The organism is Streptomyces sp. NPDC051578, from assembly GCF_044454045.1.
Taxonomy (GTDB): domain Bacteria; phylum Actinomycetota; class Actinomycetes; order Streptomycetales; family Streptomycetaceae; genus Streptomyces.
Genome location: NZ_JBITDH010000001.1, coordinates 608,394 through 635,208, shown reverse-complemented (window position 1 = coordinate 635,208; position 26,815 = coordinate 608,394). Strand labels below are relative to the sequence as shown.

The 26,815-nt window shown below is 70.7% G+C and carries 19 protein-coding genes and 3 tRNA genes; 12 read left to right on the top strand and 10 right to left on the bottom strand.

Features of this window, described 5'->3' with window-relative positions:
* Positions 1–67 precede the first annotated feature (67 nt).
* On the top strand, positions 68–1,186 hold the full coding sequence (locus ACIA6C_RS02900) for an RNA polymerase sigma factor (protein ID WP_399274446.1): 1,119 nt from the start codon (positions 68–70) through the stop codon (positions 1,184–1,186).
* Between the two features lie 78 nt (positions 1,187–1,264).
* Here ACIA6C_RS02900 and ACIA6C_RS02895 read toward each other — a convergent pair whose 3' ends face one another.
* From ACIA6C_RS02895 to ACIA6C_RS02880, 4 genes are all read right to left on the bottom strand, one after another.
* Complete coding sequence (locus ACIA6C_RS02895) at positions 1,265–3,187, bottom strand: ABC transporter ATP-binding protein (protein ID WP_399272459.1); 1,923 nt, start codon at positions 3,185–3,187, stop codon at positions 1,265–1,267.
* On the bottom strand, positions 3,184–4,917 hold the full coding sequence (locus ACIA6C_RS02890; RefSeq protein WP_399272457.1) for an ABC transporter ATP-binding protein: 1,734 nt from the start codon (positions 4,915–4,917) through the stop codon (positions 3,184–3,186). The genes ACIA6C_RS02895 and ACIA6C_RS02890 overlap by 4 nt, the downstream gene beginning before the upstream one ends.
* A 120-nt stretch (positions 4,918–5,037) precedes the next feature.
* Positions 5,038–6,501 carry an FGGY family carbohydrate kinase gene (locus ACIA6C_RS02885; protein WP_399272455.1) on the bottom strand — a complete coding sequence of 488 codons (1,464 nt, stop codon included), beginning with the start codon at positions 6,499–6,501 and terminating at the stop codon, positions 5,038–5,040.
* Positions 6,502–6,604: 103 nt separating this feature from the next.
* Entirely contained in the window at positions 6,605–6,907 is a 303-nt protein-coding gene (locus ACIA6C_RS02880) for a YtxH domain-containing protein (RefSeq protein ID WP_366081640.1), read from the bottom strand.
* Between the two features lie 145 nt (positions 6,908–7,052).
* On the opposite strand from ACIA6C_RS02880, the gene ACIA6C_RS02875 reads away from it, so the two are divergent.
* The 9 genes from ACIA6C_RS02875 (at position 7,053) to ACIA6C_RS02835 (ending at position 18,038) form a co-directional block, all read left to right on the top strand.
* A tRNA-Asn gene (locus ACIA6C_RS02875) sits at positions 7,053–7,125 on the top strand.
* A 5-nt stretch (positions 7,126–7,130) separates the two neighbouring features.
* Positions 7,131–7,203 (top strand) — tRNA-Asn (locus ACIA6C_RS02870).
* Positions 7,204–7,377: 174 nt separating this feature from the next.
* Positions 7,378–7,454, top strand: a tRNA-Ile gene (locus tag ACIA6C_RS02865).
* Positions 7,455–8,432: 978 nt separating this feature from the next.
* Entirely contained in the window at positions 8,433–10,994 is a 2,562-nt protein-coding gene (locus tag ACIA6C_RS02860) for a Z1 domain-containing protein (protein WP_399272453.1), read from the top strand.
* Positions 10,991–12,013: a PD-(D/E)XK motif protein gene (locus ACIA6C_RS02855; RefSeq protein ID WP_399272451.1), complete on the top strand. Its 1,023-nt coding sequence runs from the start codon at positions 10,991–10,993 to the stop codon at positions 12,011–12,013. Before ACIA6C_RS02860 ends, ACIA6C_RS02855 begins: the two co-directional genes overlap by 4 nt.
* Complete coding sequence (locus ACIA6C_RS02850) at positions 12,010–13,947, top strand: hypothetical protein (RefSeq protein WP_399272449.1); 1,938 nt, start codon at positions 12,010–12,012, stop codon at positions 13,945–13,947. The genes ACIA6C_RS02855 and ACIA6C_RS02850 overlap by 4 nt, the downstream gene beginning before the upstream one ends.
* Positions 13,944–14,840 carry a hypothetical protein gene (locus ACIA6C_RS02845; RefSeq protein WP_399272447.1) on the top strand — a complete coding sequence of 299 codons (897 nt, stop codon included), beginning with the start codon at positions 13,944–13,946 and terminating at the stop codon, positions 14,838–14,840. The genes ACIA6C_RS02850 and ACIA6C_RS02845 overlap by 4 nt, the downstream gene beginning before the upstream one ends.
* Positions 14,840–16,675 (top strand): DUF6339 family protein, encoded by a 1,836-nt coding sequence (locus ACIA6C_RS02840; protein ID WP_399272444.1) that lies wholly within the window; start codon positions 14,840–14,842, stop codon positions 16,673–16,675. The genes ACIA6C_RS02845 and ACIA6C_RS02840 overlap by 1 nt, the downstream gene beginning before the upstream one ends.
* Before the next feature lie 10 nt (positions 16,676–16,685).
* Positions 16,686–18,038: a DNA cytosine methyltransferase gene (locus ACIA6C_RS02835; RefSeq protein ID WP_399272442.1), complete on the top strand. Its 1,353-nt coding sequence runs from the start codon at positions 16,686–16,688 to the stop codon at positions 18,036–18,038.
* A gap of 66 nt (positions 18,039–18,104) precedes the next feature.
* On the opposite strand, the gene ACIA6C_RS02830 is transcribed toward ACIA6C_RS02835, so the two are convergent.
* On the bottom strand, positions 18,105–19,274 hold the full coding sequence (locus ACIA6C_RS02830) for a glutamate--cysteine ligase (RefSeq protein ID WP_399272440.1): 1,170 nt from the start codon (positions 19,272–19,274) through the stop codon (positions 18,105–18,107).
* 214 nt (positions 19,275–19,488) lie between these two features.
* Here ACIA6C_RS02830 and ACIA6C_RS02825 point away from each other — a divergent pair, with 214 nt between their 5' ends.
* Positions 19,489–20,751 (top strand): MFS transporter, encoded by a 1,263-nt coding sequence (locus ACIA6C_RS02825; RefSeq protein WP_366082552.1) that lies wholly within the window; start codon positions 19,489–19,491, stop codon positions 20,749–20,751.
* Between the two features lie 63 nt (positions 20,752–20,814).
* Here the strand turns inward: ACIA6C_RS02825 and ACIA6C_RS02820 are convergent, their stop codons facing one another.
* The 3 genes from ACIA6C_RS02820 to ACIA6C_RS02810 all read right to left on the bottom strand — a co-directional run bounded on the left by ACIA6C_RS02820 (position 20,815) and on the right by ACIA6C_RS02810 (position 23,523).
* A complete protein-coding gene (locus ACIA6C_RS02820; RefSeq protein ID WP_399272438.1) occupies positions 20,815–21,192 on the bottom strand; it encodes a hypothetical protein in 378 nt (125 codons plus the stop codon).
* 84 nt (positions 21,193–21,276) lie between these two features.
* Entirely contained in the window at positions 21,277–22,629 is a 1,353-nt protein-coding gene (locus ACIA6C_RS02815; RefSeq protein WP_399272436.1) for a carboxyl transferase domain-containing protein, read from the bottom strand.
* A gap of 198 nt (positions 22,630–22,827) precedes the next feature.
* Positions 22,828–23,523, bottom strand: a complete 696-nt coding sequence (locus ACIA6C_RS02810) for a LysE family transporter (RefSeq protein WP_399272434.1) — start codon at positions 23,521–23,523, stop codon at positions 22,828–22,830.
* 70 nt (positions 23,524–23,593) lie between these two features.
* Between ACIA6C_RS02810 and ACIA6C_RS02805 the strand changes: the two genes are divergently transcribed.
* Positions 23,594–24,046: an Lrp/AsnC family transcriptional regulator gene (locus ACIA6C_RS02805; RefSeq protein ID WP_366082556.1), complete on the top strand. Its 453-nt coding sequence runs from the start codon at positions 23,594–23,596 to the stop codon at positions 24,044–24,046.
* Here the strand turns inward: ACIA6C_RS02805 and ACIA6C_RS02800 are convergent.
* On the bottom strand, positions 24,035–25,630 hold the full coding sequence (locus tag ACIA6C_RS02800; RefSeq protein ID WP_399272432.1) for a GAF domain-containing protein: 1,596 nt from the start codon (positions 25,628–25,630) through the stop codon (positions 24,035–24,037). The two genes, ACIA6C_RS02805 and ACIA6C_RS02800, sit on opposite strands and share 12 nt — an antisense overlap.
* Entirely contained in the window at positions 25,627–26,664 is a 1,038-nt protein-coding gene (locus tag ACIA6C_RS02795; RefSeq protein WP_329194997.1) for a rod shape-determining protein, read from the bottom strand. The genes ACIA6C_RS02800 and ACIA6C_RS02795 overlap by 4 nt, the downstream gene beginning before the upstream one ends.
* Positions 26,665–26,815 lie beyond the last annotated feature (151 nt).

Here is a 26,815-nt window from a genome sequence, read left to right as displayed (position 1 = left end):
CTGCGATGTGTCGTACCCCACACTGAAATCCGGTGCCCCCGTCCTCGGAGCCCTGGAGGTCGCCCCCGTGCAGACCCAGACCCTGACCGTGAACGTGAGCCACCCCGCCCAGGCCGACGAAACCGCCGACGCGGAGGCCGAAGTCGTGGACGCCGAGCCCGAGGAACCGGAGGTCCTCGACCTGACCGGGGAGGTGCCCGAGCAGCGCGGGCACGACGGCGACCATGAAGGCGGGACGGGTGGTACGGGCCGGGCGGGCGGGACGGGCGGCGCGGGCCCCTCCGCGGACCTGTTCCGGCAGTACCTGCGCGAGATAGGCAGGATCCCGCTGCTGACCGCGGTCGAGGAGGTCGAACTCGCCCGGCGCGTCGAAGCGGGACTGTTCGCCGAGGAGAAACTCGCCGCCGCCACCGGCCTCGACCTCCAGCTCACCCTGGACCTGGACAAGCTCGTCGTCATGGGCCGCATGGCCAAACGCCGCCTCATCGAGTCGAACCTGCGGCTCGTCGTCTCCGTGGCCAAGCGGTACGTGGGCCGCGGGCTCACCATGCTCGACCTCGTCCAGGAGGGGAACCTCGGGCTGATCCGGGCCGTTGAGAAGTTCGACTACGCCCGCGGCTACAAGTTCTCCACCTACGCCACCTGGTGGATCAGGCAGGCGATGTCCCGGGCCCTCGCCGACCAGGCCCGGACCATCCGCGTGCCCGTGCACGTCGTGGAGCTGATCAACCGCGTCGTGCGCGTACAGCGCCGCATGCTCCAGGAGCGCGGGTACGAGCCCACGGCCGAAGAGGTCGCCGCCCACCTGGAACTGACCCCCGAACGGGTACTTGAGGTGCTCCGCCTCGCGCAGGAGCCGGTCTCCCTGCACGCGCCCGTCGGCGAGGAGGACGACGTCGCCCTCGGCGACCTCATCGAGGACGGGGACGCGGCCTCCCCCGTGGAGTCCGCCGCGTTCTTCCTGCTGCGCGAGCACCTCGAAGCCGTGCTGTCGACCCTCGGCGAACGCGAACGCAAGGTCGTCCAGCTCCGCTACGGCCTCGCCGACGGCCGCCCGCGCACCCTGGAGGAGATCGGGCGGATCTTCGGCGTGACGCGCGAGCGGATCCGCCAGATCGAGTCCAAGACGCTCAACAAACTGCGCGACCACGCCTTCGCCGACCAACTGCGCGGCTACCTCGACTGAGCGCGCCCCCTGCGGATGCGCTGAGCACGAAAAGGGGTGCCCCCCTCCGAGGGCACCCCTTTCGACGGCGAGGTCCGGCTAGTCGACCTCGGCCACCGCCTGCGCGAACTGCGCCGCGTACAGCCGGGCGTAGGCGCCGTCCGACTCCAGCAGTTCCTCGTGGGTGCCCTGCTCCACGATCGAGCCGTTCTCCATCACCAGGATCACGTCCGCGTCGCGGATGGTGGAGAGCCGGTGCGCGATCACGAAGGACGTACGGCCGTGTGCGAGGCGCGCCATCGCCTTCTGGATCAGCACCTCGGTACGGGTGTCCACCGAGCTCGTCGCCTCGTCGAGCACCAGGATCACCGGGTCCGACAGGAACGCCCGCGCGATCGTTATGAGCTGCTTCTCGCCCGCGCTGACGCCCGCGCCCTCGTCGTCCAGCACCGTGTCGTAGCCGTCCGGCAGGGTGCGGATGAACCGGTCCGCGTGCGCGGCCCGCGCCGCTTCCTCGATCTCCTCGCGCGTGACCTCGCGCGAAGCCCCGTAGGCGATGTTCTCCGCGATGGTGCCGCCGAACAGCCAGGTGTCCTGGAGCACCATGCCGATGCCCGCGCGCAGTTCCTCGCGGGTCATCTTCGCGACGTCCACAGCGTCCAGGGCGATCCGGCCGCCGGTGACCTCGTAGAAGCGCATCAGCAGGTTGACGAGCGTGGTCTTGCCGGCGCCCGTCGGGCCGACGATCGCGACCGTCTGCCCCGGCTCGACGCTCAGCGAGAGGTTCTCGATGAGCGGCTTGTCCGGCTCGTAGCGGAACGCCACCTTGTCGAGGGTGACATGGCCCCGCAGCCGCTCCGGCCGCTCGGGGACCTCCGCGTCCGGCTCCTGCTCCCGCGCGTCCAGCAGCTCGTAGACCCGCTCCGCCGAGGCGACGCCGGACTGCACCAGGTTCGCCATCGAGGCGACCTGCGTCAGCGGCATCGAGAACTGGCGCGAGTACTGGATGAAGGCCTGCACGTCACCGATCGACAGGGAACCCGAGGCCACCCGCAGACCACCGACCACCGCCACCAGCACGTAGTTGATGTTCGAGATGAAGAACATCACCGGCTGCATGATCCCGCTGACCAGCTGCGCCTTGAACGAAGCCCGGTACAGCGCCTCGTTCTGCTCGGCGAAGACGGCCGCGGACTCCTTCTGCCGGCCGAACACCTTGACCAGCGTGTGGCCCGAGTACATCTCCTCCACGTGCGCGTTGAGCGCGCCCGTGGACTTCCACTGCGCCACGAACTGCGGCTGGGACTTCTTGCCGATCTTCGCCGCGACGAACACCGACACGGGGATCGTCACCAGCGCGACCAGCGCCAGCAGCGGCGAGATCCAGAACATCATCGCCAGCACGCCGACGATCGTCAGCAGCGAGTTGAGCAGCTGCCCCATCGTCTGCTGGAGCGTCTGACCGATGTTGTCGATGTCGTTCGTGGCGCGGCTGAGGACCTCACCGCGCTTCTGCTGGTCGAAGTACGACAGCGGCAGCCGCGACAGCTTCCCCTGGAGTTCCTCGCGCAGCCGGTACACGGTGCCGTTCATGATGTGGTTCGACAGCCGCGTCGCGACCAGCATCAGCAGTCCGGCGAGGGTGAAGACCACCAGCGCCCAGATCGCGACGGTCCCCACCGCGGAGAAGTCGATGCCCTGGCCGGGGGTGAAGTCGGTGCCGGACAGCATGTCGGCCATGCCGCCCTGCCCCCTGGCGCGCAGGCCGTCCAGCGCCTGGGCCTTGGTGATCCCGGCGGGCATCTGCCGCCCGACGATCCCCGCGAACACCAGGTCGGTGGCGTTGCCGAGGATCTTCGGCCCGACCACCGAGCAGGCGACGCTGCCGACGACGGCCGCGACCATGCCCCAGATCCTGGCCCGGTCCTGCGCGAGCTGGCCCAGCAGCCGCTTGCCCGATCCCTTGAAGTCCATGGACCGCTGGACCGGCCCCATCATCATCCGTCCTCCGGGCCCGCTCATGCGGCCTCCGCCTCCGTCAGCTGGGAGAGCACGATCTCCCGGTAGGTCTCATTGCCGGCCATCAGTTCCTGATGGCGCCCCTCGCCCACCACCTGGCCCTCGTCCAGGACGATGATCCGGTCGGCGTCACGGATCGTGGACACCCGCTGGGCCACGATGACGACGGTCGCGTTCCGCGTCTCCATGGCCAGCGCGGCGCGCAGCGCCGCGTCCGTCGCGTAGTCCAGGGCCGAGAAGGAGTCGTCGAACAGGTAGATCTCCGGACGCTGCACCAGCGTGCGGGCGATCGCCAGACGCTGGCGCTGCCCGCCGGAGACGTTGGTGCCGCCCTGGGTGATGGGCGCGTCCAGGCCGCCTTCGAGCTCGGAGACGAACCCGCGGGCCTGGGCCACCTCCAGGGCGTGCCACAGTTCTTCGTCCGTCGCCTCGGGACGCCCGTAGCGCAGGTTGGAGGCCACGGTCCCGGAGAACAGGTACGGCTTCTGCGGGACCATGCCGACCGTCTTGGCCAGCAGCTCAGGGTCGAGCCGGCGTACGTCCTCACCGTCGACCAGCACCTCGCCGCCGGTCGCGTCGAACAGCCGCGGCACCAGACCGAGCAGCGTGGACTTGCCGCTGCCCGTGGAGCCGATGACGGCGGTCGTCTCGCCCGGGCGGGCCAGCAGGTCCACCCCGCGCAGCACCGGCGCCTCGGCTCCCGGGTAGCGGAAGTCGGCGCCGCGCAGCTCCAGCTGACCGTGGCGCAGGAGCGTGCGCACCGGCTCGGTCGGCGGGACGACGCTGGAGTCGGTGTCCAGGACCTCCTGGATGCGCTCGGCGCACACCTCGGCGCGCGGCACCATCATGAACATGAAGGTGGCCATCATCACGGACATGACGATCTGCATCAGGTAGGCGAGGAACGCCGTCAGCTGGCCGATCTCCATGCCGTTGCTGTCCACGCGCATCGCGCCGAACCAGATGACGGCGACGCTGGAGATGTTCACGACGACGATGACGACCGGGAACATCAGCGCGAGCAGCCTGCCGGAGGCCAGCGACACCCCGGTCAGCTCCGAGTTCGCCTCCCGGAAGCGCTCCTTCTCGTAGGAGTCGCGGACGAAGGCGCGGATCACGCGGTTGCCGGTGATCTGCTCGCGCAGCACCCGGTTCACGATGTCCAGCCGCGTCTGCATCGTGCGGAACAGCGGGCGCGTCTTGAAGACGATCGTCCCGACGGAGAGGCCGAGGACGGGGACCACGGCGAGCAGCACCCCGGACAGCTTCACGTCCAGCGACAGCGCCATGGCGATACCGCCGATGCACATGATCGGCGCCGACACCATCAGCGTGAAGGTCATCAGGACCAGCATCTGGACCTGCTGCACGTCGTTCGTCGTACGGGTGATCAGCGACGGGGCGCCGAACTGGCCGAGCTCCCTGGCGGAGAAGCTCTGCACCCGGTCGAAGACGGCGGCACGGACGTCCCTCCCGACCGCGGCCGCGGTGCGGGCGCCGAAGTAGACGGCGCCGATGTTGCAGGTGAGCTGGACGAGCGAGACGCCCAGCATCAGGGCGCCGAAGCGCAGGATGTAACCCGTGTCACCGCTGACGACACCGTTGTCGATGATGTCCGCGTTGAGCGTGGGCAGGTAGAGGCTCGCACTGGTCTGCAGCAGTTGCAGCAGCACCAGGAGGGCGATGGGTTTCCTGTACGGACGCAGGTGAGTCCGCAGAAGTCGTATGAGCACGCGCAGGCTCCGGTCGGCATGATCGAGGGGGGTTCACCCCATCTTCGGCCAACCGGATGCCGGAACCCCAACGGTTTTCGCAAAGCCCGGTCAAAAGGAGTACCTCTCCCGACGGGGGTCCTACGCCGTCCCGCCCTGGAACGCCCCGGGGTGGATCTGCTCGCGCGTCGCCACGTACTGCTGGCGCACCGCCTGCCACGCCGGGAACTCCTCGCCCGGCTCGAACGTCTGGGCGGCCGGGGCCGGCCACACCGGCGGGGTGTGCGGGGCGAGCGTGCCCTGTGCCACACCGAGCGCCCACGCCGCCTGGCGCGCTGCGCCCAGCGCGGCGTAGTCGGCGGGAGCCGGGACCACCACCTGCGTGCCGAACAGCCCGGGCGCCGCGGCCTGTACGGCGGGCAGCCCGGCCGCCGCCCCCAGCAGGAACACCCGGCGGATCTCCACCCCCCGGTGCCGCAGCACGTCCAGGGCGTCGACCAGCCCGCACAGCATGCCCTCGAACGCGGCCCGCGCCAGGTGCTCGGGCTTCATCGAGTCCCGGCGCAGACCGGACAGGGTGCCCGCGGTGAGCGGCAGGTTCGGGGTCCGCTCCCCTTCCAGGTACGGCAGGAGTACGAGGCCGTGCGCGCCCGGCGTCGACTTCAGCGCGAGCGCGCTCAGCCCCTCCAGGTCGGTGCCCAGCAGCTCGGCGGTGCCGCGCAGGGCCCGTACGGCGTTGGAGGTGTTCACCACCGGCAGGTGCATGCCGCTGGCGTCGGCGAGCGAGGTGATCAGGCCGCCCGGATCGGAGACCGCGTGAGGGTGTACGGCCATCACCGACCCCGAGGCGCCCAGCGAGACCACCGCGTCGCCGGGGACCAGCCCCAGCCCGAGCGCGGCGGCCATGGTCTCCCCCGTGCCGGCCGAGATCAGCAGCCCCTCGGGGGTCGTCCCGGCGGCGTCGGCCGGGCCGAGCACCTCGGGCAGCAGCGCCTGGTGCCCGAGCGCCAGCTCGACCAGGTCGGGGCGGTAGGAGCCGGTGGCCGGGGACCAGTAGCCGGTCCCGGACGCGCCGCCCCGGTCGGTGGTGCGCCGCGCGGGCCGGCCGAGCAACTGCCAGACCAGCCAGTCGTGCGGGGACATCAGCACGGCCACCCGCCGGGCCGCCTCGGGCTCGGTCCGGGCCAGCCAGGCGAGCTTCGCCAGCGGCTGCGCCGAGTGCGGGACGGAACCGACGGCCTCCGCCCAGGCCTGCCGGCCGCCGAGCGCCTCGATCAGGTCGGCCGCCGCGACCTGGCCCCGCTTGTCGTTGCCGACGAGGGCCGGCCGGACCAGGCCGCCCTGCGCGTCGAGGGGGAGCAGGCCGTGCTGCTGCGCGGAGACGCCGATGGCCTGGACCCCTTCGAGGAGCCCGTTGCCGGCGGCCTCGCCGAGCGAGAGCAGCCACGCCTGCGGGTCGGTCTCGTGCTTGTTCGCCCCGGCGGCCTCGCCGGTCGGCTGCGGATGGGGCGCGTAGCCCTGGCGCAGCACGGCCCCCGTATCGGTGTCGCAGACGACGATGCGAGTGAAGGCGGAAGAGCTGTCCAGCCCGGCGACTATCCCCATGCGGAGAATTCTGCCGCACCGCGCGGCGGTCGTGACCGCCGAGTAGGGGCGTAAACGCCGCGGGCCCCGGAAAGTTCCGGAGCCCGCCGCTTCCCGGTCACCGTCAGGTGTTGCTCGTACCCCACTCGTCCTCGCCGCCGGAGCCGCCCCGGCCGCGCAGCGAGCGCACCCGTCCGGCGAGGGATTCCGGCAGCTTGTCGCCGACCTTGTCGCCCACGGCGGCGAAGGCCTTGCCGGCGTAGGCGCGCCCGGCCTGACCGGCGGTCTCGGCGGCGTTGCGCACCGCCGGGGTCTGCGCGACCTCCCGCGCGGACTTCTTCAGCTGCTCGTACCGCTCGCGCCCGGCCCGGGTCCCGAGCACGTACCCGACGGCCAGTCCGATCACGAACGTGACCTTGTACCGCATGCTTGCCACCCTTCGTCGTGTGGTGCCCGGCCCACTGCCGATACCGATTGGCGGAGCACCCCCCTGCTTGCGCTAATCTATGACTCGCAACGGGCGCTCGCCCTTCGGCAAGGCCGGAGGTGGGCTGTTCGGCGCACCGCAGCAATCCCCTGTAGCTCAATTGGCAGAGCAGCCGGCTGTTAACCGGCAGGTTACTGGTTCGAGTCCAGTCGGGGGAGCGCGATCCCCTGTAGCTCAATTGGCAGAGCAGCCGGCTGTTAACCGGCAGGTTACTGGTTCGAGTCCAGTCGGGGGAGCACGGAAGACGAGGGCCCCGGGCGGGTCCTCTTCTTTTTTGCCCCGAGCCGGAACCGGGCAGCGCTCGGCACGGTCTTCTAGGGCATGCGAAGCCGATCATGCGAGGCAGCAGATCGTATGAGCGGCTATGCTGCGGCAGACGGCGCGCACACATGTACGCGCCACGCCGTAGAGGGGCGGTAGCTCAGCCGGTTAGAGCAGCGGACTCATAATCCGTCGGCCGTGGGTTCGAGTCCCACCCGCCCCACCACAGCACTGGTCGGAAGAAACGTTTCGGCCGGCCGTATGGTGCCCCGCCCGGGGCTTCCCGGGGCGGGGCACCTTCGCGTGTACGCGTATGAGGGGCGCGGACGAAGAACGGGGGCCACCGCGGAGATGCCCCCGCCTCCTTCGGGCTGGGGCGTGCGGACACGGGCCTGGGAGTCGTTCATGACAGGCGGGATCTTGCTCAGGCCGGCGGTGCGGATGTTCTCGGAGACGCGCTTGTGCAGCCCAGCATCGTGACCGTCACCGCCTAAGCGGGGGTGATCACATCTCCTCGCCATCCACTTCGTCGGGTGGCGGGATATTGCCCACGAACGTCTGAAGAAGGCGTCCGCCGCCGTGGCGGGCTCACCCTGCTGGTTGGTGGTCGCGGTCGCCCACGCGGTCCCTGAGTCCGGAAGGCACTCGGGTGATCACCATTCCCACGTCATCTACCGCATTTCCGTGGGCAACGGGCTCACCAGGGCATCGCGCCGATCGCCACGCCCGCTTGCCGCTCCCACTTCCTGCGGTCGGCGACGCGGCACTCGACGGTGCCGTTGACCGATTGGCGGCCGCGCCCCGTGCCCGGCCGGAGTGGAGGACGCTGAGGCACTCGCCTCCGTTCCCCTTGGTGCACTTTCGACCCCGCGCTTCGCCCTGCCGCTGAGGCTTACATGCGGTCGCCGCGGGCCCCCGTGACCTGTCCTGCCTCGACTGCCCGGGTATCCGTCGGCCCTTTGTCGGGTTTCGGTGGGTATTTTCATGTCCGCGTCATGGTTGCGGTCCTCGTGGGTGGTGGATCATGAGTGAGAACCTGTGCGGCGGGACCGGTTCGCCGAATAGTGTGTGACGTTGCATGAGGGTGCCACGTCGGTGCGCGCTCTTCGGGTGCCCGCGTCGTTGGCCGAGCACGGCCGAGGAGGCGGAGGGGTCCTGAAGGCCTCACCGGCCACAACGAACGAGACCGGGGGCGGTCGAGGCTATGACCGATGAGTTCGATGACAACTACGAGACGTTCGTGGCCCTTCTCGATCGTTTTCCTCCTGTCGAGGCAGTGAAGCGGTTGGAGGCATTCGGCATCAGCCAGGACGTCATGCAGCGGATCCGCGAGCGGCACGAGGTCGACACCGTCCGGATCAAGGAGCTTGAGGAGCCGCAGTCCGTGGTCCTCGGCAACCGGGACACCTGGTACACAGGGCCGCAACCGGGGGACAAGTACTGGCCGGCGATCGTCGAGCTGCTCCGGAAGGACGGTTGGCCGCAGGAGCCCGCGATCCGGAGCCTTGACGACTCCTCCACGCGGATCACCTCCCTCCTCAATCACCCCAAGGAACGGGCCTTCGCCACGAAGGGCTTGGTCGTCGGCTACGTCCAGTCGGGCAAGACGACCAGCTTCACCTCCGTCATGGCCAAAGCGGCGGATCGCGGCTACAAGTTGTTCATCGTCCTCGCCGGCATCCACAACGGTCTCCGACGGCAGACCCAGGCGAGGCTCGTCCAACAGCTGGTGGAACCAAACCCCTCACGGTGGTCCCAACTGACCGGTCTCGACAAGGACTTCACCCCACTGCAGAACCCGGCCGCCTACTTCGGCAGCAGCAACAAAACCCATGTCCTGTGCGTGGTCAAGAAGAACGCCACGGTGCTGCGCAAGCTGTCCCGATGGCTGGAGAGCGCATCGGACTACCTGAAGGACTGCCCGGCGCTGATCATTGATGACGAGGCCGACCAGGCGACGGTGGCGACGAAGTCGATCAATCCGCTCATCCTGTCCATCATGGCCTCTCTGCCGAAGTCCGCATACGTGGGTTACACGGCCTCTCCGTTCGCGAACCTGTTGATCGACCCGAGCAGCCAGGACCTCTATCCGGAGCACTTCGTCGTCAACCTCCCGAAGCCCAAGGGGCACTTCGGCACAGAGGTGTTGTTCGGCCGCTACGCGCTCGACGGTGAGGACCCGAACGAGGTCGACGACGGCCACGACATGATCAGGTCCGTTCCGGATGATGACGTTCCATGCGTGCGTCCCATGACGCGGGACGAGGTTGAAGGCTTCGAGCCGGTGATCACCGATACGCTGCGACGCGCCGTCGAGTACTTCTGGCTGGTCGGGGCAGCTCGGCGGGTGCGCGGAACGGGCAACCCCCACAACACGATGCTCATCCACACCAGCGTAAACACCTCGGTGCACGACAGTTTCAAGGAACCTCTGCTGCACTTGCGCAGGCGCGTGGCCCAGTCCCTGACTGACCCCGCGCGCGTCGAAGCACTGCGACGACTGTGGGAGGAGGAGACCGCGCGTGTCCCGGCCGAGGAGTTCGGTGAGAAGCCCGTGCCGTTCGACGAGCTCCTCCAGGTATTGCCGGCAGTCCTGGACGACTGCAGGGTCATCATGGACAACTCCAGCAGCGAAGACCGCCTCGACTACGAAAACGGTCCTGTCATCGCCATCGCGGTCGGTGGCAATACCCTCTCGCGTGGTCTGACGCTCGAAGGTCTCTCTGTCAGCTACTTCGTCCGAGCCGTCTCGGCGTACGACACCCTGCTGCAGATGGGCCGCTGGTTCGGCTTCCGTAACGGCTATGCCGATCTGCCCAGGATCTGGATGACGGACGAACTCGCCGAGTGGTTCCGTCATCTCGCCACGGTGGAGACCGAGATGCGTCGCGACATCGACGTCTACTTGACCGAGAGCGAGGACCCTCTCACCTTCGCCGTGCGGCTGCGGACACACCCGTCCCTGAGGGTGACCGCAGCCGCGAAAATGCGCGACGCTGTCACAGCGGCCTCTTCCTACAGCGGCCGGCGCGTACAGACCCACTACTTCCAGACCGACGCGGCGTGGCTGCGCCGGAATGCCGAGGCCGCACACAGGCTGATCGAGACGTCGGTGGCCACCTCCGTGCGGGTCGATCAATGCCCCGAGGAGGGTCGGTACGTCTTCCGTGACGTGCCCCACGAGGCGGTCGTCGACTTCTTGCAGGCCTACAAGTTCCACGAGGACTCCCCGGAGAACGACGCGGACCTGATCATCGGCTACATCCGCAAGCGGGTCTCGAACGCCGGCTCCCTGGGACGCTGGAACATCGCCGTCATCGGCAACCCCGCCGGGGATAAGGACTACATGTTCGGGCCCGATGTGACCGTCGGCCGCATCACGCGTGCCCGCCTCAAGAGCAAGGGCGCGAAGGCCGGTACGGCGGACATCAAGACCCTTATGAGCCGCCGCGACGCGGCCGTCGACCTGACCGGGGAGACGTCACGGCTCAACGAGGCGGGCATCAAGGAACTACGCAAGGTTCAGGCGCCGGACACCGGTCTTTTGGTGCTGTACCCGATCGACAAGGACTCCAAGCCGCTCCCCTCCAAGGAGGGATCACGTGAGCCGTTGGGGGCCGAAGAACACGTGATCGGCGTCGGACTCGTGTTCCCAGAGTCGGTGGGCAAGGACAGCACGGTGGAGAAGTACATTTCTGCCAAGCTCCCCGTGGGTCTGCTGGAAGAGGAGGACGTGTTCAGTCTCCTCGAGGGCGAGGACACGTGAGCGAGGAGAACTTCCGTCGGATCATGGCTCAGAGCTGGGACGGGCTGGAGGCCGAGGAACCCACCGGTGACGGGCGTCTGCGTGTTGCCCGGCTTCCGGTCGACGTCCTCCATGGGCCGCTTGCGGTCGGGGTCGACTACGAGGGTCGACGCCACATCCTGATACCGATCCCGTCCGACAGGCGGCTGCGTGCCGGTCTCGACGGTCCCGGTCTGCGCCTGCGCAAGCGGCCGCTGGAGGACGAGGAGACGTACCAGTACTACGCCGACCTCTCCTGCCTGCGCGATGACCTGGACGATCTGTTCACCGAGCTGTGCGTCGACATCATGAGCGCCGCGGAGGACCTGCCCGAGAACCCGGTCAAAGCGCTGTACCGGGTGTTGGACCGGTGGCGGTCCCTCTTTCGTACGCAGGGGACGCTGCTGGGACCAGAGCAACTCGCGGGCTTGTTCGGCGAGCTCACCGTGTTGCACCGGTTGCTGGAGCTGGACCCGAGCGCACACCGCCTGTGGTCGGGGCCCAGCGGCCACCGCCATGATTTCTCCGGCGCGACCGATGCCGTCGAGGTGAAGACGAGCACGGCCGATGAGGGCAGGCGAGCCCGGGTACACGGCCTTGACCAGCTCGAAGCACCCACGGGCGGGGCACTGTCACTCGTATGGCTGGGGCTGCGGCGCGACGCCGGCCTCATCGGGGAGAGCATCCCCGGGCTCGTCGATCGACTGCTGCGTCTGTGCGACGACGAGAGCGCCCTTCTCGACTCGCTGGCCCGCGTCGGATATCGCGTGACGGACGCCGAGAAGTATCACGACGTCCGGTTTGTGGTTCGCGAGGAACGGTGGTACCGGGTGGGCCCGGGGTTCCCGGCACTAACCGCACAGGCGCTCACAGCGGCAGGCGTCCCAGTGTCCGTTCTGGACGTTGCCTATACGGTCGACCTGTCGGGCGCGGTCCCCCTTCCCATGGAGCCGTCCGAGGCCTCCCGGACCATCGAGTGCCTGTTGCAGGGAGCCGCGTGATCCAGCCGTCCTGGTATTCACAGCCTTACCCGCCGGAGGGCGCAAGCGCCGCCGAAGGCATCCGCAATCAGCTCGGCCGCCCCGAGCTGGACCTCCTCACCATCCTGGTGCGCGAGTCGGCACAGAACAGTTGGGACGCCCGCCCGCTCGATTCTTCCGCGCCGGTCGACTATGGGATCGACCTGTGGACGGTCGGCCCCGGACACGCTGAGGCCTGGCGTCGCATGCTCATCAACGGGGCGCCGGGTGGAGCGGAGTGTTTCCCCCTGCGGAACACCCTCAAGCAGGGGTCGATCCGTGTGCTCGCCGTGTCCGACCGGGGCACACGGGGTCTGGGCGGGCCCACCCGAGCCGACGCGGCGGTGGGGCCCGACCGCGACTTCGTCAACTTCATCCGCAATATCGGTGAGCCCCGCGACACACCTTTGGGCGGAGGGACGTACGGCTTCGGCAAGGGCATCTTCTTCCTCCTGTCCCGTCCGGGTACCGTCCTGGTGCACTCGCGGTGCCGGACCGCGCAGGGCGTCGAGACGAGGCTTATCGGCTGCACGCTGTACAAGAGCTACACGGAGGTCGAGCCCGGGGGGAGCCGGCGCTACACGGGGCGACACTGGTGGGGCGACACGTCCGGTGACGTGGTGGAGCCGCTTGTCGGGTCTGAGGCCGAGGCCGTCGCGCACCGTCTGGGACTCAAGCCGTTTGGTCCGGACGAGACCGGTACGACGATCGTCGTCGTCGACCCGGACCTCGATGAACTCGCGCCGACGGCGGCCATCTCGTACCTGGCCGACTCGCTCGCCTGGCACCTGTGGCCCAAGATGATCTCTGTCGGCGGTGAGCCGCCGGCCATGCGTTTCTCCGTGTCCTGCGACGGCGTTCCGCATCCGGTGCCGGACCCTCGGCAGACGCGCCCGCTCAACCTGTTCGTCGCCGCCTACGAGAACATGGTGGGACCCGGCGGCAGCCGGTTGGAGTGCAAGAGTCCCAAGCGATACCTGGGACGCCTCGGGCTGGTCAAGCGGGTCGTGCCGCCTTTGGAGCCGACGCGCGCCTCTCGACTGATGGACGTCGAGGACCTTGTCCACCACGTGTGTCTCATGCGTCCCGCCGAACTCGTCGTCACCTATCGCCGCGGGCCGAAGCCGCCGAGCGAGAACCAGGGGTACGCGGGCGTCTTCCGCGCCGACGTGAGCATGGACGAGGTCTACGCGAAGGCCGAGCCTCCCACGCACGACGCGTGGCATCCTCAGTCGCTCTCGTACCCGGAGAGCACCTTCGTGAAGACGACGTTCACCCGCATCGACGAGGCACTCGAGGGTCTCCTCAGCCTCCACGGGATTGTCCGGTCGGGTGCCAGCAGCGTCCCCCTCGGAGCGGCAAGCAGCCACTTCTCCGGGCTGGTAGGAGGCGCCTGGGGCGTCGGCGGAGCGACCGACTACGGGAAGCCCGGCAGCACGATCGTCCCGAATCCGCGGCGCCGCAAGCCGGAGGTGGATCCCTCTCCGTCCCCGGAGGGCCGTTCGTACTCGACTGCGGTCGGCGACGACCCGCAGCCAGGCGCACCCGCGGGCGGGGATAGGAGGACGCCTCCGCGCCGCCGGCCACGGGTGGAGTACGTCGGCGAGCCCTACTACGAGGATCGCGGTGCCGACTCGCTGCTCGTCCAGGAGTTCCGCCTGCCGATTCCCGGGCATCAACGGGTCGAGATCGATCTGGCCGTCGTGCTCCCCGGGGCAGGCGTTCGTGAGACCGATCCCCCGATGGGCGCGAGCATGCCGACGCTGATCGGTTGGCAGGACCCCGAAGAGCAGTTCCACGAGCCGGAGGACTGTGTGATCGAGGGCGGCAACGGTGTCTGGCGAGCCCTCGTGAAGCCCGCGGCCGACACGATGACCGAAATCGGCGTCCGTGTCGAGGCGGTGACGGGCCCGTGAGCAGGCGCGTTCTGCCGTACCGCATTCCGCCCGAGGACGTCGTGAAGGCCGAGGGTTGGCGTCTAGTGGCCGAGGACGGCGAGTTGCCGCTTCCCGACGCAATTCCCGTCTGGGACTACGGCATGGACCTGCACGTGGTCAGGGTCGTGCAGGTCGATCTGGATCGTGCCCGTTCCGGGTCGGGTCTTCCCGCCGACGCGCCGCTCATGCTGTCCGCGGTGTGGACCGCCACCGGGTCCAGGCTCAGCGGGCCTGCGCGCCAGGTGCGGCTGACGGAAGCCGGAGTGGTTTCCGTCCCGTTCGAGGTCCGTCTCCGCGGCGCGGACCTGGGCGGCGTGGTCCGGCTCGACACGGCCCTCCTCCTGGCCGACCGGCTCGACTCTGCACGACCGGCCGCGCCGCGTCGTGCAGGGTCGGTACTGTGGAGCGACCGTGCGTCGGTACGACTCCAGGGTGATGCTCCGCAGTACCCCATGGCGGTGATCGATTTCGCTCACACGTCGTTTCCCGAGGGCGCTGCGTGGCACCTGCAGATCACCGGTGGCCTCGAGAGCGCCACCATGGGGTCGTTGCTGCTGCTCGTCAACGAGAGCAATACGGTGACGACCACCGCTTTTCGGAACGCGGCCCGGCCCCGGCCGGTCGATCGCGTGGTGCTCTCCGCCGTGTACGCGGACGTGGCACGCGTGATGATCGAGCACGGGCTCAACAGCGACGACTTCGCTGATGAGGCGGACTTCCCCGAGGGGTCGCTCGGCTCGACCCTGTTGGGTCTCTTCGACAGGCTCTTCCCGGAGCAATCGATCACGGATGTCCGATTGCGTCGACTTCAGGCGCCCGCGCTGTTCGCCTCGGATCTCCAGGCAGCGGTCAGAATCTTCGAGGTTGCGTGATGAGTTATCTCTACCCTCGACTCCTCTCCGCCCAGGCCAAGCCCCTCTTCGCAGAGTATGGGCGGCTGGCGGTCCCGGAGCTGACCGGCCGCGCGGCCGATGCTCACCACTCGGCGGTCTACGTGGCCACCGGCGGAGACCGGGTATCGCCCGCGCGACTGCGTGAACTGCGCGATCTCGTCGTGCGTCTGGCGGAGCAGGCTGGATTCCCGGGTGAGAGCGACCGGATCCGCAGGGCGCAGTTCGACCTGCAGCTGGCCATCCTCCTGCACAAGGAGATGGACATGGTGCCGGCCGAGGCGGCCGCCCCCGACGTATGGGCCTTCCTCGCCCTGGTGCTGTTGCCCGATGTCGCCTTCTGGCGCTATCCGAAGCCGCCGGGGGACCGCGTCCTCGGCACCGATCTGACCCGGCACGTGTTGGGGCGACTGTGGTGGAGGGCGCAACTCGTCCATTCCCCGGACCGCTCCGAGCCGTACGACGCCCTCGACATCCTCGGGGAGGCGGCGTTCGACCAGATTTACGCACGTCGGGCGGCGCTGGGTGGTAGCGCTCATCTCGTGCGGGCGATCCTGCGGGTCTGGAGTGAGCTCGACTTCACGGGCGTCACCGAGCGCGACAAGCTGCGCGACTTTCTCAAAAGGTTGCTCCGGCTGGCGCCGTTCGTTCTCTTCGACGGGGTGGAGGAGGACGCCCTGGACGAAGAGCTGCGCAGGGTGGCCATGGAATCCGTCGAGGCACAGCGTGGTGTCGCCGGAGTGCGAGCGCAGCCTGCGGCGGATGAGGGCAGTCGTGTCGTGCCAGCAGCCTCGTCCGAACCCGGAGCGCCCTCGATCCCCTCCATTCCTCAACAGGACCGCCGGGTCCCGGTCCAGGCCACCCCTCGCCGTTTCACGTCGGTGGAAATCTGCGCGGGCGCGGGCGCCCAGGCTCTCGGCCTCGAGCGTGCGGGATTTGATCCGGTCGTCCTGATCGACAGGAAGGCCGATGCGTGCTTCACGATCGACCTCAACCGGCCCGCCTGGGACGTCATCTGCATGGATCTGGCTCACTTTCGGCCTGACGACCGGCCGGAGATCGTCGGCGTTGATCTCGTGAGTGGTGGGCTGCCACGGGTGAAGTCCTCCGCCACGGTCGGCCGCGCCGAGGACAATGAGGAACGGAACGTCCTGAAGGTCGCTGTGGATCTGGCGCTCCGGATACGGCCGAAGGCCGTCCTGTTGGAGAACCTGCCGGAACTGGTGGAGGGCGAGAATTTTGCCGACGAGCGCAGATGGATCGAGACCGAGCTGCGGAGCATGGGATATCAGCCCAGGTGGCGCGTCCTGAACGCCTCGGACTTCGGGGTTCCGCAGAACCGAAGCAGTGGCTTCCTCGTGGCCCTGCGCCACGAGTACTCCGCCGGCTTCGTCTGGCCCGAGCCGGACCACGCGGTTCCTCCGACGGTCGGAGATGTCCTCGGCCCGTCCATGGCTCGCGGTGGGTGGCCGGGGGCAGCGCAATGGATCAAGGAAGCAGACCGGGTCGCGCCGGCTCTCGTCGGCGGGTCGGAGCGACGGGGCGGCGCCGACCTCGGGCCGACGGGAAGCAAGAAGGCATGGGCCGCCCTTCGGGTCAACGGGACCAGCCTCGGAGACAGTGCCCCCGACGCCGCATTCCCCGAGGACGGCTCGCCGCGACTGACCCTGGACCAGGCCGCACTCATCCAGGCCTTCCCGGAGGACTGGCGCTTCTCCGGCGGCAAGACGTCCCGCTACCGGCAGATCGGCCATGCCATGCCCCCGCCGCTCGCGGCCGCCGTCGGGCGGGCCATCGCAGCGGCTCTCCACGACTAGGATCACCCCTATGCGCGAACCCCGTCCCTACAACTCCGACCCGATCACCGTTGTGGATCTCTTCTCCGGCTGTGGCGGCTTCACTCAGGGGTTCCACGAATTCCGGCCCGCCGGGGCGACCGACGGGGGGCCGGTCTTCCACAGCCTCGCGGCCGTCGAGCACAACAGGGCCGCTGCGGCGACGTACGCGGCGAACTTTGGCAGCGGCCGGACCGACACAAGTCTGCCGCAGGCACGGGTGCACGTCGGCCCGATCGAGGAGTGGGAGCCTACGGCGGCCGAGTTCGACGCGGACGTGGTGGTCGGTGGTCCGCCCTGCCAGGGATTCTCCGCCCTGAACAGGGGGAAGAAGGGCGCGGAACGTAATCGCCTCTGGGAAGAATACGTGCGGGTCGTCCGTACGATCCGTCCCAAGGTCTTCGTGATCGAGAACGTCGTGGACTTCGTGAAGTCCGATGAGTTCCTCAACCTGCTGGGGGAAGTCGGGGAGGGCGGTCAGCTGGAGGACTACGTGCTGGTCGATCCGCCCGGACACCGGATCGGCGAAAAGGCTGAGGCGAGGAACAAGCGTTACGTTCTGAACTCGGCGGATCACGGTGCTGTCCAGGCACGTAAGCGCGCCATCGTCATCGGGGTCCGACGGGATGCCGTTCAGGACCGACGCATGTCCTATCCTGTCGCGACGCACAGGCAGCCGCCGAAGAGCGCCAAGGGTAGCGGTGTGCAAGCTTTCGACGGCCTCGATGACACCGTCGACCATTGGCGCCCTGTCGGCAGCGTCTTTGCCGAATCGAAGAAGCTCCCCATCCGGGGGACCGAGCTCCCGACCAGAGAGAAGCGCATCGCCGAGATCGGATCCGAGATCGCGGGTACCTTCAGGACGACCGAGCTGCATATCGGCCGCAATCCCAAGCCCCTTTCGATAGCCCGATACAAGGCCATTCCGCCTGGCGGCAACCGGAAGGACCTGCGGGGAAAGTGGTTCACGGTCGAGGAGAGTGGGGATGTCCGGGTGTTCGACGTACCGAATCCGCCCGGTGTGACCACACCTGTCGAATACCTTTCGACGGAGAGCTGGGACAGGCACACCAATGGAACCGGCGACGTCATGGGTCGACTTCGAACGAGTGCTCCGTCCGTGACCATTCGGACGGAATTCTTCAAGCCCGAGAAGGGGCGCTACCTCCACCCCACGGAGCTGCGTCCGATCACGCACTACGAGGCGGCGCGCATCCAGGGATTCCCAAGGACGTTCCGCTGGTGCGGGAGTAAGAACGAGATCGCCACCCAGATCGGGAACGCCGTGCCCATCCCACTCGGAACGGCCATCGCCTCGGCGATCCACACCTTTCTCCGGGGATAGGCCACACGTTCCGGGTGGCCCTTGCGGCCGCAGGCGAGGGTCAGCCTGCGGCCGTACGGGAGCGATCTAGAAGTCCTCCGTTTCGTCCGCCGCCTGGCGCAGCACGTCCAGGAGGTCCCGGTGGTGGGCGTAGGCGCGGCGTTGACGGTGGGCGCCCGAGCCGTCGCGGAGCAGGCGGGCCATCGTCTTGGCCGCGTGGTCGAGGTCCCCGTACGCGGCGAGTTCGGGGGCGACGAGGTCGAGCAGGGCCTCCGCCAGGTCGGCCGCCGGGAGTTCGACGCCCGTGTACGGGTCGAGGCCGAAGCCCTCCAGGCCGTCGTGGGCCGCCCGCCAGCGGGCCAGGCGCAGCACCTCGTCGCGCACGGGCGGATCGGGGCGCTGTTCGGCGATCTCGTGCAGGGCGGTGGCGACCAGGGCGCGGCCCAGTTCCGCCTGGAGGACGGCCGAGTCGATGTCCGAGGACATGTCGGGCGCCCGGATCTCCAACGTCGGCCAGTTCCCGGACGGGCGGAGGTCCCAGTAGACCATCTTGGTGTCCAGCGCGGCCCCCGAGCGCAGCAGGGTCTGCACCGAACGCCGGAAGTGGGCCGTGGACGGGAAGTGCGGGGGCAGTCCCGCGGAGGGCCAGCCGGACCAGGCCATCGCCCGCCAGCTGGAGTGGCCGGTGTCACGGCCGCCCCAGAACGGCGAGTTGGCGGCCAGCGCGATCAGCGTCGGCAGCCACGGTCTCACCCGGTTCGACACGGCCACCGCCGTGTCCACGTCGAGCGTGCCGATGTGGATGTGGCGCCCGCAGCTGACCAGCGTCTCGGTCAGCGAGCCGAAGCGCCGGTGCTGCTCGCGCTGGCGCGGCTCGTCGTCGGTCAGGTGCAGCGGCCCCTGTACGGCCACGATCGGCGAGGGCGCCGCCACCAGCCGGCAGCCGTGCGCGCGGGCGGCGGCGGCGAGGGTGCGCCGCAGGGCCGCGAGCTCCTCGCGGAGGGTCACCGCCGAGTCGGCGACCGGGGTGGAGAGCTCCACCTGGTAGCGGGTGCCCTCCGCGTGCAGCTGGTGGGCGTGCCCGCCGGCGGTGGCGAGGATGAGCGGGGCGGCCGGGACCACTCGGAAGGTGCGGGCGTCGACGAGGAGGAACTCCTCCTCGACCCCGACCGTGAGGGGGGCGGTGCCACCGTTCAAGGCGCGCAGTCCGACTTCCGCCTCACTGGTGCTCGTGGTGCTGTTGCCAGGTTCGATCACTACGCCTCCCTGGACATACGAGTCTTTTCATCATGAGCCGAGCCGGAGGGGTGGCGGCTACGCCGATTCGGTCAAATGTCCGGTGGCCGTGGCGGGTTAGCGGCAAGGACGGACGAGGGCCGGGGTGCGCGGGGCCCCGGGGGCCGCTGTTGCGGGCGTGTGGCCAGGTGTCCCGGTCCGGCGGTCCTCGACCGGGCGGCGGTTATCATCCGCTGTGACTGCTACGACGACCCCGACCCGGCCCCGGCGGCGCATATTCGCCGACCTGACTCCCCTGCGCACCTCCCCGCACTACCGGAGGCTGTGGGTGGGCAGCACCGTCTCCTGGGTCGGCCAGGCGATGACCACCCTCGCGATCTCGCTCCAGGTCTACGAGATCACCGGGTCCAGCTTCTCCGTCGGGCTCGTCGGACTCTTCTCCCTCGTCCCGCTCCTCGCCTTCGGCCTCTACGGCGGCGCGATCGCCGACACCGTGGACCGGCGCAAGCTCGGCCTCCACAGCTCCCTCGGCCTCACCGTGCTGTCGACCGGTCTGGCCGTCGCCGCGCTGCTCGACTACCACCGGGTCTGGCTGCTGTACACGGTCGTCGCGCTCCAGGCGGTCTGCGGCGCGCTCAACGGACCGGCCCGCTCCGCCATGATCCCCCGGCTGCTGCCGGCCGAGCAGCTGCCCGCTGCCAACGCGCTGAACTCCGTCACCATGACCTCCGGGATGATGGCCGGGCCGATGCTGGGCGGTCTCGCCGTCGGGTGGTGGGGCTACCAGGCCGCCTATCTGATCGACGCCGTCACCTTCGTCGCCGCGCTCTACGCGATGTGGCGGCTGCCGTCGATGGCGCCCGAGCGGGGCGAGGGCAAGCGGGGCCGCGCCTCGGTGATGGACGGCCTGCGGTTCCTCGGGACGCGGCCCAACATCCGGATGACCTTCTTCTCCGACATGGCCGCCATGGTGCTGGCCCAGCCGAAGGCGCTGTTCCCGGCGATCGCCGTGCTCTGGTACGGCGGCGACGCCAAGACCGTCGGCCTGCTGGTCGCCGCGCCCGCCGTCGGGGCGCTCCTCGGCGGGCTGTTCTCCGGCTGGCAGGGGCGGATCCGGCGGCACGGGCTGGCGATCCTGCTGTCCGTCGCCGCGTGGGGGCTGGCGATCGCCGTCTTCGGACTGACCCGGAACCTGTGGCTCGGGCTGCTCTTCCTCGCGCTCGCCGGATGCGCCGACACCATCTCCATGGTGTTCCGCTCGACGATGATGCAGGCCGCGACCCCCGACGAGATGCGGGGCCGGCTCCAGGGCGTCTTCATCGTGGTCGTGGCGGGCGGGCCCAGGCTCGGGGACTTCCTCGCCGGGACCGCCGCCGACCTCAGCTCCCCGGCCGTAGCGATCACCGGCGGGGGCCTGGGGTGCGTACTGGTGGTGGGCCTGCTGGCGGCCCGCTGGCGCGGGTTCGCCCGCTACGACGCGCGCTCGCCGCAGGCCTGATCCCGGGCGGTACGCGCGCTCGCCGCAGGCCCGGTCCCGGGCGGTACGCCAGGTTCGGCGCGTTCAGGCGAGCCAGAGCGCGCTGCGGCGGTGGCGGGCGGGCCGGATCTCCGCCTTTCCGGCACCGGACGGATCGAGCGGCCGGCCCCGGCCTCGGTCGGTGAGCCGCAGCAGCAGGTGGACGTCCGCCCGCAGCCGCTGCCGGGCGCGGCGTTCCTCGATCGCCGCCCAGGCGGACACGGAACCGTCGCGCAGGCGGCGCGGGAGGCGCCGGATGACGGCGTGGCTGCGCGTCGCCTGCGGCCGGGGACGACGGCGGCCGCGGACCGCCTCGGCGTGGCAGCGTGCGCTGTAGCGGAGGTCGTGGACGAGCACGTCGAGCACCGCCGCCATGTGGTCGGTGCGGCGGCGGGAGCGGATGTGGTGGGCGGTGCGGGACAAGGACGGCTCCTGGGAAGGGCGCCGCCGGGGGATCCGGCGGGCACTACCGGAAGCCGTACGGGCCCGCCCCCCGGGAGTCGTCGCTCACGCGCCCGCCCCGGGGGCGACGACGCCCCGGGCGACGCCGAGGGCGACCAGGTCGTGGGGGCGGATGCGGAGCTGGTCCGCCGTGGCGGGGGCCTGTTCGGCGGGGCGCTTGAGGATGGCCGCCGCCAGTTCGGGGGCGATGACCGAGAAGTAGCTGTCCGGGGTGACCCAGGTGTTCCCCGGCGCGGCCAGCGCGAGGGCGCCGCCCGAGCCGCCCTCGCCGATCAGGAGCGTGGTCACGGGGACGGTGGCCGCCGCCACCGCCGCGAAGGCGTCCGCGATGGCGGCCCCCGCCCCGGCCCGCTCGGCGGCGGCGTCGTTGGCCGCGCCCGGGGTGTCGACCAGGGTGAGCACCGGGATGCCGAGCCGGTCCGCGAGGCGGATCACGCGCGCCGCCGTACGGTAGCCCGCCGGGAGGGTGGCGGTGCCGCACTGGGCCACGTACGCCACCGCCCCGCCGTCCCGCAGCCCGAACCCGCACAGCATCCCGGGATCGGTGCCGCCCGCCCGGTCACCGTGCAGCGGCAGCCGGAGCCCGAAGTACGCGTCCAGGTACGCCCCGGCGCGCGGGCGGTCCGGGTGTCGGGCCTGCCGGACGGCGTCCCACCCGGTCGCGGGCGGCGCCACGTCGGCCAGCGCGGCCGGGGGTGCGACCGGTTCGGCCGAGCGCGGCGCGGCCAGCAGGCGGAGCCAGTCCGTCACGGTCCGGGCGAGCTCCGGGACGGGCACGACGGCGTCGACGTGCCCGGCGGCGTACTGCCCCTCGGCGGTGTAGGCCGCGGGGTCCGCGTCCGGCGGCCGCACCCGGGACCCGGCGAAGCCGACCTGCGCCCCCGGGACGGCGAGCACGACATCGGCGCCCGCCCCGAGGGTGGCCCAGCCACCGCCGGTGGTGGGGTCGCGCAGGACGGCGATCTGCGGGAGCCCGGCGGCCCTGGTCTGGGCGGACTGGGCGGCCACCCGCTGGAGCTGGGTCAGCGCGAGCATCCCCTCCTGCATCCGGGACCCGCCGGTCGCGATGAGGGAGACCAGGGGGAGCCGGTGCTCGCGCGCGTACCGGTAGGCGGCTTCCAGACGGTCCCCGGTGCCCCGGCCCAGCGAACCCCCGAGGAAGCCGAACTCGAAGGAGATCAGGATGGCTTCGTGACCGCCGATCCGGGCGGAGCCGGCCACGACGGACTCCCGCTCTCCGGTGGTGGCGGCCGCCCTGGCGCGGGACCCGTCGTAGCCGGCCCAGCCCAGGGGGCCGTCGGGGGCCGACTCCCGCTCCGGGACTTCGAGTTCGGCGAAGCTGCCGGGGTCGGCGAGGCAGGCGATGGCCGCGCGGGCCGACAGGCGGGTCGTGGTCACGGGGCCACCTTAGGGCGTGCCCGCGCGGCGGTGGCCCCGGGTGTGGGGCGGTTCACGGGAGCGGTCCGCGGTCGCGTTCCAGCGCTTTCCACGGGAGCGGGCACGGCGCCGGTCCGCGGCGCCGGTTCAGCGCTTTCCGCGGCGCCGGTCCGCGGCGCCGGTTCATGGGGCACGGGAGCGGTCCACGGCGGCGGCGGTTCAGGGAAGCGGGAACGCGATCGTGAGGGCGTACGCGGCGACCAGGCCGTAGCCGAGGCGGAACGTCCGGACGCGGACGGCGTCGGAGATCCGGGAGGCGGCCAAGGAGCCGACGACGACGAGCAGTTGCTGCCACAGGAGGGAGGCGAGACCCACACCGGTGAGGAACGCCGCCCCCGCCGCTCCGCTGCGCAGGCTCGCGCCCTGGGCGGTGGTGAGGGCGGCGAAGTAGAGGGCGGTGGTGGGGTTCACGGCGGTCAGGCCGACGTACCGCGCGAACGCGGCGCCCGCCCGGCCGCCGGAGCCCCCCGGGACCGGGGCGGTCACGGGCGGCGCCGGCGCGCCCGGCACCGGCTCACGGGTGGCGCGCAGGCCCCGGGCGGCGATCGCCAGCAGCACGGCCGCGGCCGCCAGGCGGACCCAGGCTTCGACCGGCCCTACGTGCGCTGCCACCCACGGGCCGAACACGGTGGCCACCGCCGCGTAACCGAGGTCCACGACGGCGATGCCCGCGGCCGCGGCCGCCGCCGCACGGCGGCTGCGCATCGCCTCCTGGAGCAGCAGCACGCTCATCGCGCCCATCGGCATCGCCACGCCCAGGCCTGCCACCGCGCCCGAAACGGCGGGCGCCACCAGCGCGCCCGCCGCACTCGGTGCGATCAGATCGCTCAGTTCACTCACGCTCAGGTCACTCATGGGACAGACGCTCTGCCGCACGGCCCCCGCAACGGCAGCGCATTACGGGCGCCACTGCGATAATCGCGGGATGGACCGCCTCGACAGGGAAATCCTCACAGTCCTGCGGGAGGATGCGCGGATCTCCTACCGCGACCTCGGCGTGCGCGTCGGGCTCAGCGCCAACGCCACGGCCGACCGGGTCCGCCGGATGCGGCGGGACGGGGTGATCCTCGGCTTCACCGTCGTGGTCGACCCGGCCGCCGACACGCGCGGCGGGCTCGTCGTGTTCATCGACCTCACCCTGCGCCAGGACGTCACCAACGAGGAGTTCGAACAGCGCGTCCTGCGACTGCCCGGAATCACCGAGGTCGTCCACGTCACGGGCGCCTACGACTACCTCGTACGGGCCCGCGCCGCCGACTCCGCCGCGCTCGACGCGCTGTTGCGCCGCCTCAAACGGGACGCCGGGGTGGCCCAGTCCAGTACCAGGATCGCCCTGCGGGCCGCCGGCAGTCCCGCCCGGGCGGCCTCACAGCGGTGACTCCCAGGTGAGCGTCGTGCCCCGGGCGCCCGCCTGCGTGCGGCCGTCGTCGGAGACCGTCAGGCGGACCCGGCCCGGGACGGCGTCCACCTCCACCTCGATCGAGGTGACGTCCGCCCGGCGGTGGGCCGCGGCCAGGGCGCCCCGCAGCGCGGAGAGCAGCTCGGCCGCCACCGCGTCCGGGAGCAGGGCGTCGACGGCCCCCGCGAAGTGCACCGACGGCTGGAAGCCCAGCAGCACGGCCGCGCCGCCCGTCTCGCGCAGCACCCGGCCCCGAAAGGTGGTGGGGGCGTCCGTCGGGGGCTGCTGGAGCGCGAAGATCGCGGTGCGGACCTCCTGGATGGTGGAGTCCAGTTCGTCCACGGCCCGCGCGAGTTCGGTGCCGACCGTGTCCCCGGTGGGGGCGGACGCCGAGCGCTTCTTCGTGCTCTCCAGCATCATCTCCGTCGCGAACAGCCGCTGGACCACCAGGTCGTGCAGGTCGCGCGCGATCCGGTCGCGGTCCTCGTAGACGGCCAGCTGCTCGCGGTCGTGCTGGGCGTCCGCCAGTACGAGGGCCAGCGCGGCCTGGGAGGCGAACTGCGAGGCAAGCAGCCGGTCCACGGCGTCGTACGGGCGCCCGCCGCGCGCCCGCGGCAGGGCGAGGGTGCCGATCAGCCGGCCGCCGCTCTGGAGCGGGAGCATCATGCTCGGGCCGAACCGTTCCCGCACGTGGGTGGTCATCCGGGGGTCGGTCGCCGAATCCTCTATGAAGACGGCCTCCCCGCCGAGGAGTTGGTCCAGGACCGGCGAACCGGGGGCGATGGTGGTGCCGACGAGGTCCCCGGGGTCGCCGTGCGTCGAGGCGGCGACGATCTCCATGCCGCCCTCGGGGGTGGGCTGGAGCACCACCCCCGCCATCGCGTCCGCGAGCAGCCGTGCCCGGTCCGCCACGCACATCAACGCGTCGGCGGCCGGGCGGCCCGCCAGCAGGGTGGTGGTCACCGCGGCGGCGCCCTCGATCCAGCGCTCCCGGCGGCGCGCGGTCTCGTAGAGGCGGGCGTTGCCGATCGCTATCCCGGCCTGGGAGGCCAGGACGCGCAGCAGGGACAGGTCCTCGTCGGTGAAGCGGCCGCCGCCGAGCTTCTCCGTGAGGTAGAGGTTCCCGAAGACCTCCGTGTGCACCCGGATGGGTACGCCGAGGAACCCGCGCATCGGGGGGTGCCCGGGCGGGAAGCCGACCGAACGGGGATCCAGGGTGAGGTCGTCGAGCAGCAGCGGGCGGGGATCGCTGATGAGCGCGCCGAGCACGCCGGTGCGGCCGTCGGGCAGCCGGGGGATCGCGGCCCGCTGGCCGGCCGTCAGGCCTGAGGTGAACAGCTCGGTCAGCAGGCCGCGCTCGGGGTCGACGACCCCGAGCGCGGCGTAGCGTGCCGCGCACAGGTCGGCGGCCGAGTCCACGAGGTGCTGGAGGGTGCTGCGCAGCTCCAGCTGCGATCCGACGGCGAGCACCGCCTCCAGCAGCACGGGCAGGCTCTCCGGGACCTCCGCGCCGGAGTCCTGGCCGGACCGGCGTTCCGGGTCGTCGGGTGCGCGGGGTGTCATTCGGTCAAGGGGTTGAGGACCATCGGGGCGATCTTTCCTTCCAGCATCGCGCCCAGACCCATCACCGCGCACACGTCGGGGCGTTCCGCGATGGCTACGGGCATCCCCGTCGCGTCGCGCAGCATCTGGTCCAGGCCCGGCAGCAGGGCGCTGCCGCCGACCATCATGATGCCCCGGTCCGTCAGGTCGGCCACCAGGTCCGGCGGGCAGTCCCGCAGCACCTTGCCGATGCCGTCGAGCACGGCCGTCAGCGGGGTGTGGATCGCGTCGCGCACCGCCGCGGTGTCCACTTGCACGGAGCGGGCCAGCCCCGTGGCCACGTCCCGGCCGTGGATGAGGGTGGAGGCCGGGCCCTCGGCGGTGATTCCGTTGCCGTGCAGCGCCAGCTGGAGCGGCCGGACGGCCTGGCTGGGGAGCATCAGCTCGTGAGCGTGCCTCAGGTGCTGCACCACGGCGTGGTCGATGGCCTCTCCGCCGACGGGGATCCGCTCGGCGGTGACGATGGAGCCCAGGGACAGCACCGCCACCTGGGTGGCCGCCGCCCCGCACACCATGATCATGGTCGCGGTCGGCTGCTCCACGGGCAGGCCGCAGCCGACGGCCGCCGCGATCAGGGTGTCGACCAGTTCGACACGCCGGGCGCCGAGGCCGACCAGCGTCTCGACCGCCGCCCGCTGCGCGAGCGGGTCGGCGTCGTGCGGGGTGCAGGCGGCGGCCCGCAGCCGGGGCTTGCGCCGCAGGGCGCGGCGCAGCTTCTCGCCGAGCAGGTGACGCAGCATCCGCTGCGCCATCTCGATGTCGACGACGGTGCCGCCGGAGACGGGGCGCACCACTCGGATGTAGTCGGGCGTACGGCCCGTCATCCGTTCGGCGAAGGTGCCGACGGCGATGAGTGCCCCCGTACGGGTGTTCACCGCGGCGACGCTGGGCTCGTCGACGACCAGGCCGGCGCCCTTCACGTAGACGCGGGTCCTGGCCGCTCCCAGGTCGACAGCGACGTGGCAGCGGCGCAACTGCTCAAGACTGACGGTCACGGCAGATCCCTCCGAGAGCGCTGACGCAAGATGACCGGCGGCTGCCGGTCGGACATCTCATATCTTCTCGGGTCATTGGGGTCATGCGCCTGTTGGGATGCTCCGGCCGGGGTGGGTCGCATGTGCCGGGCGGTGCTGCACAGGGGTGGTC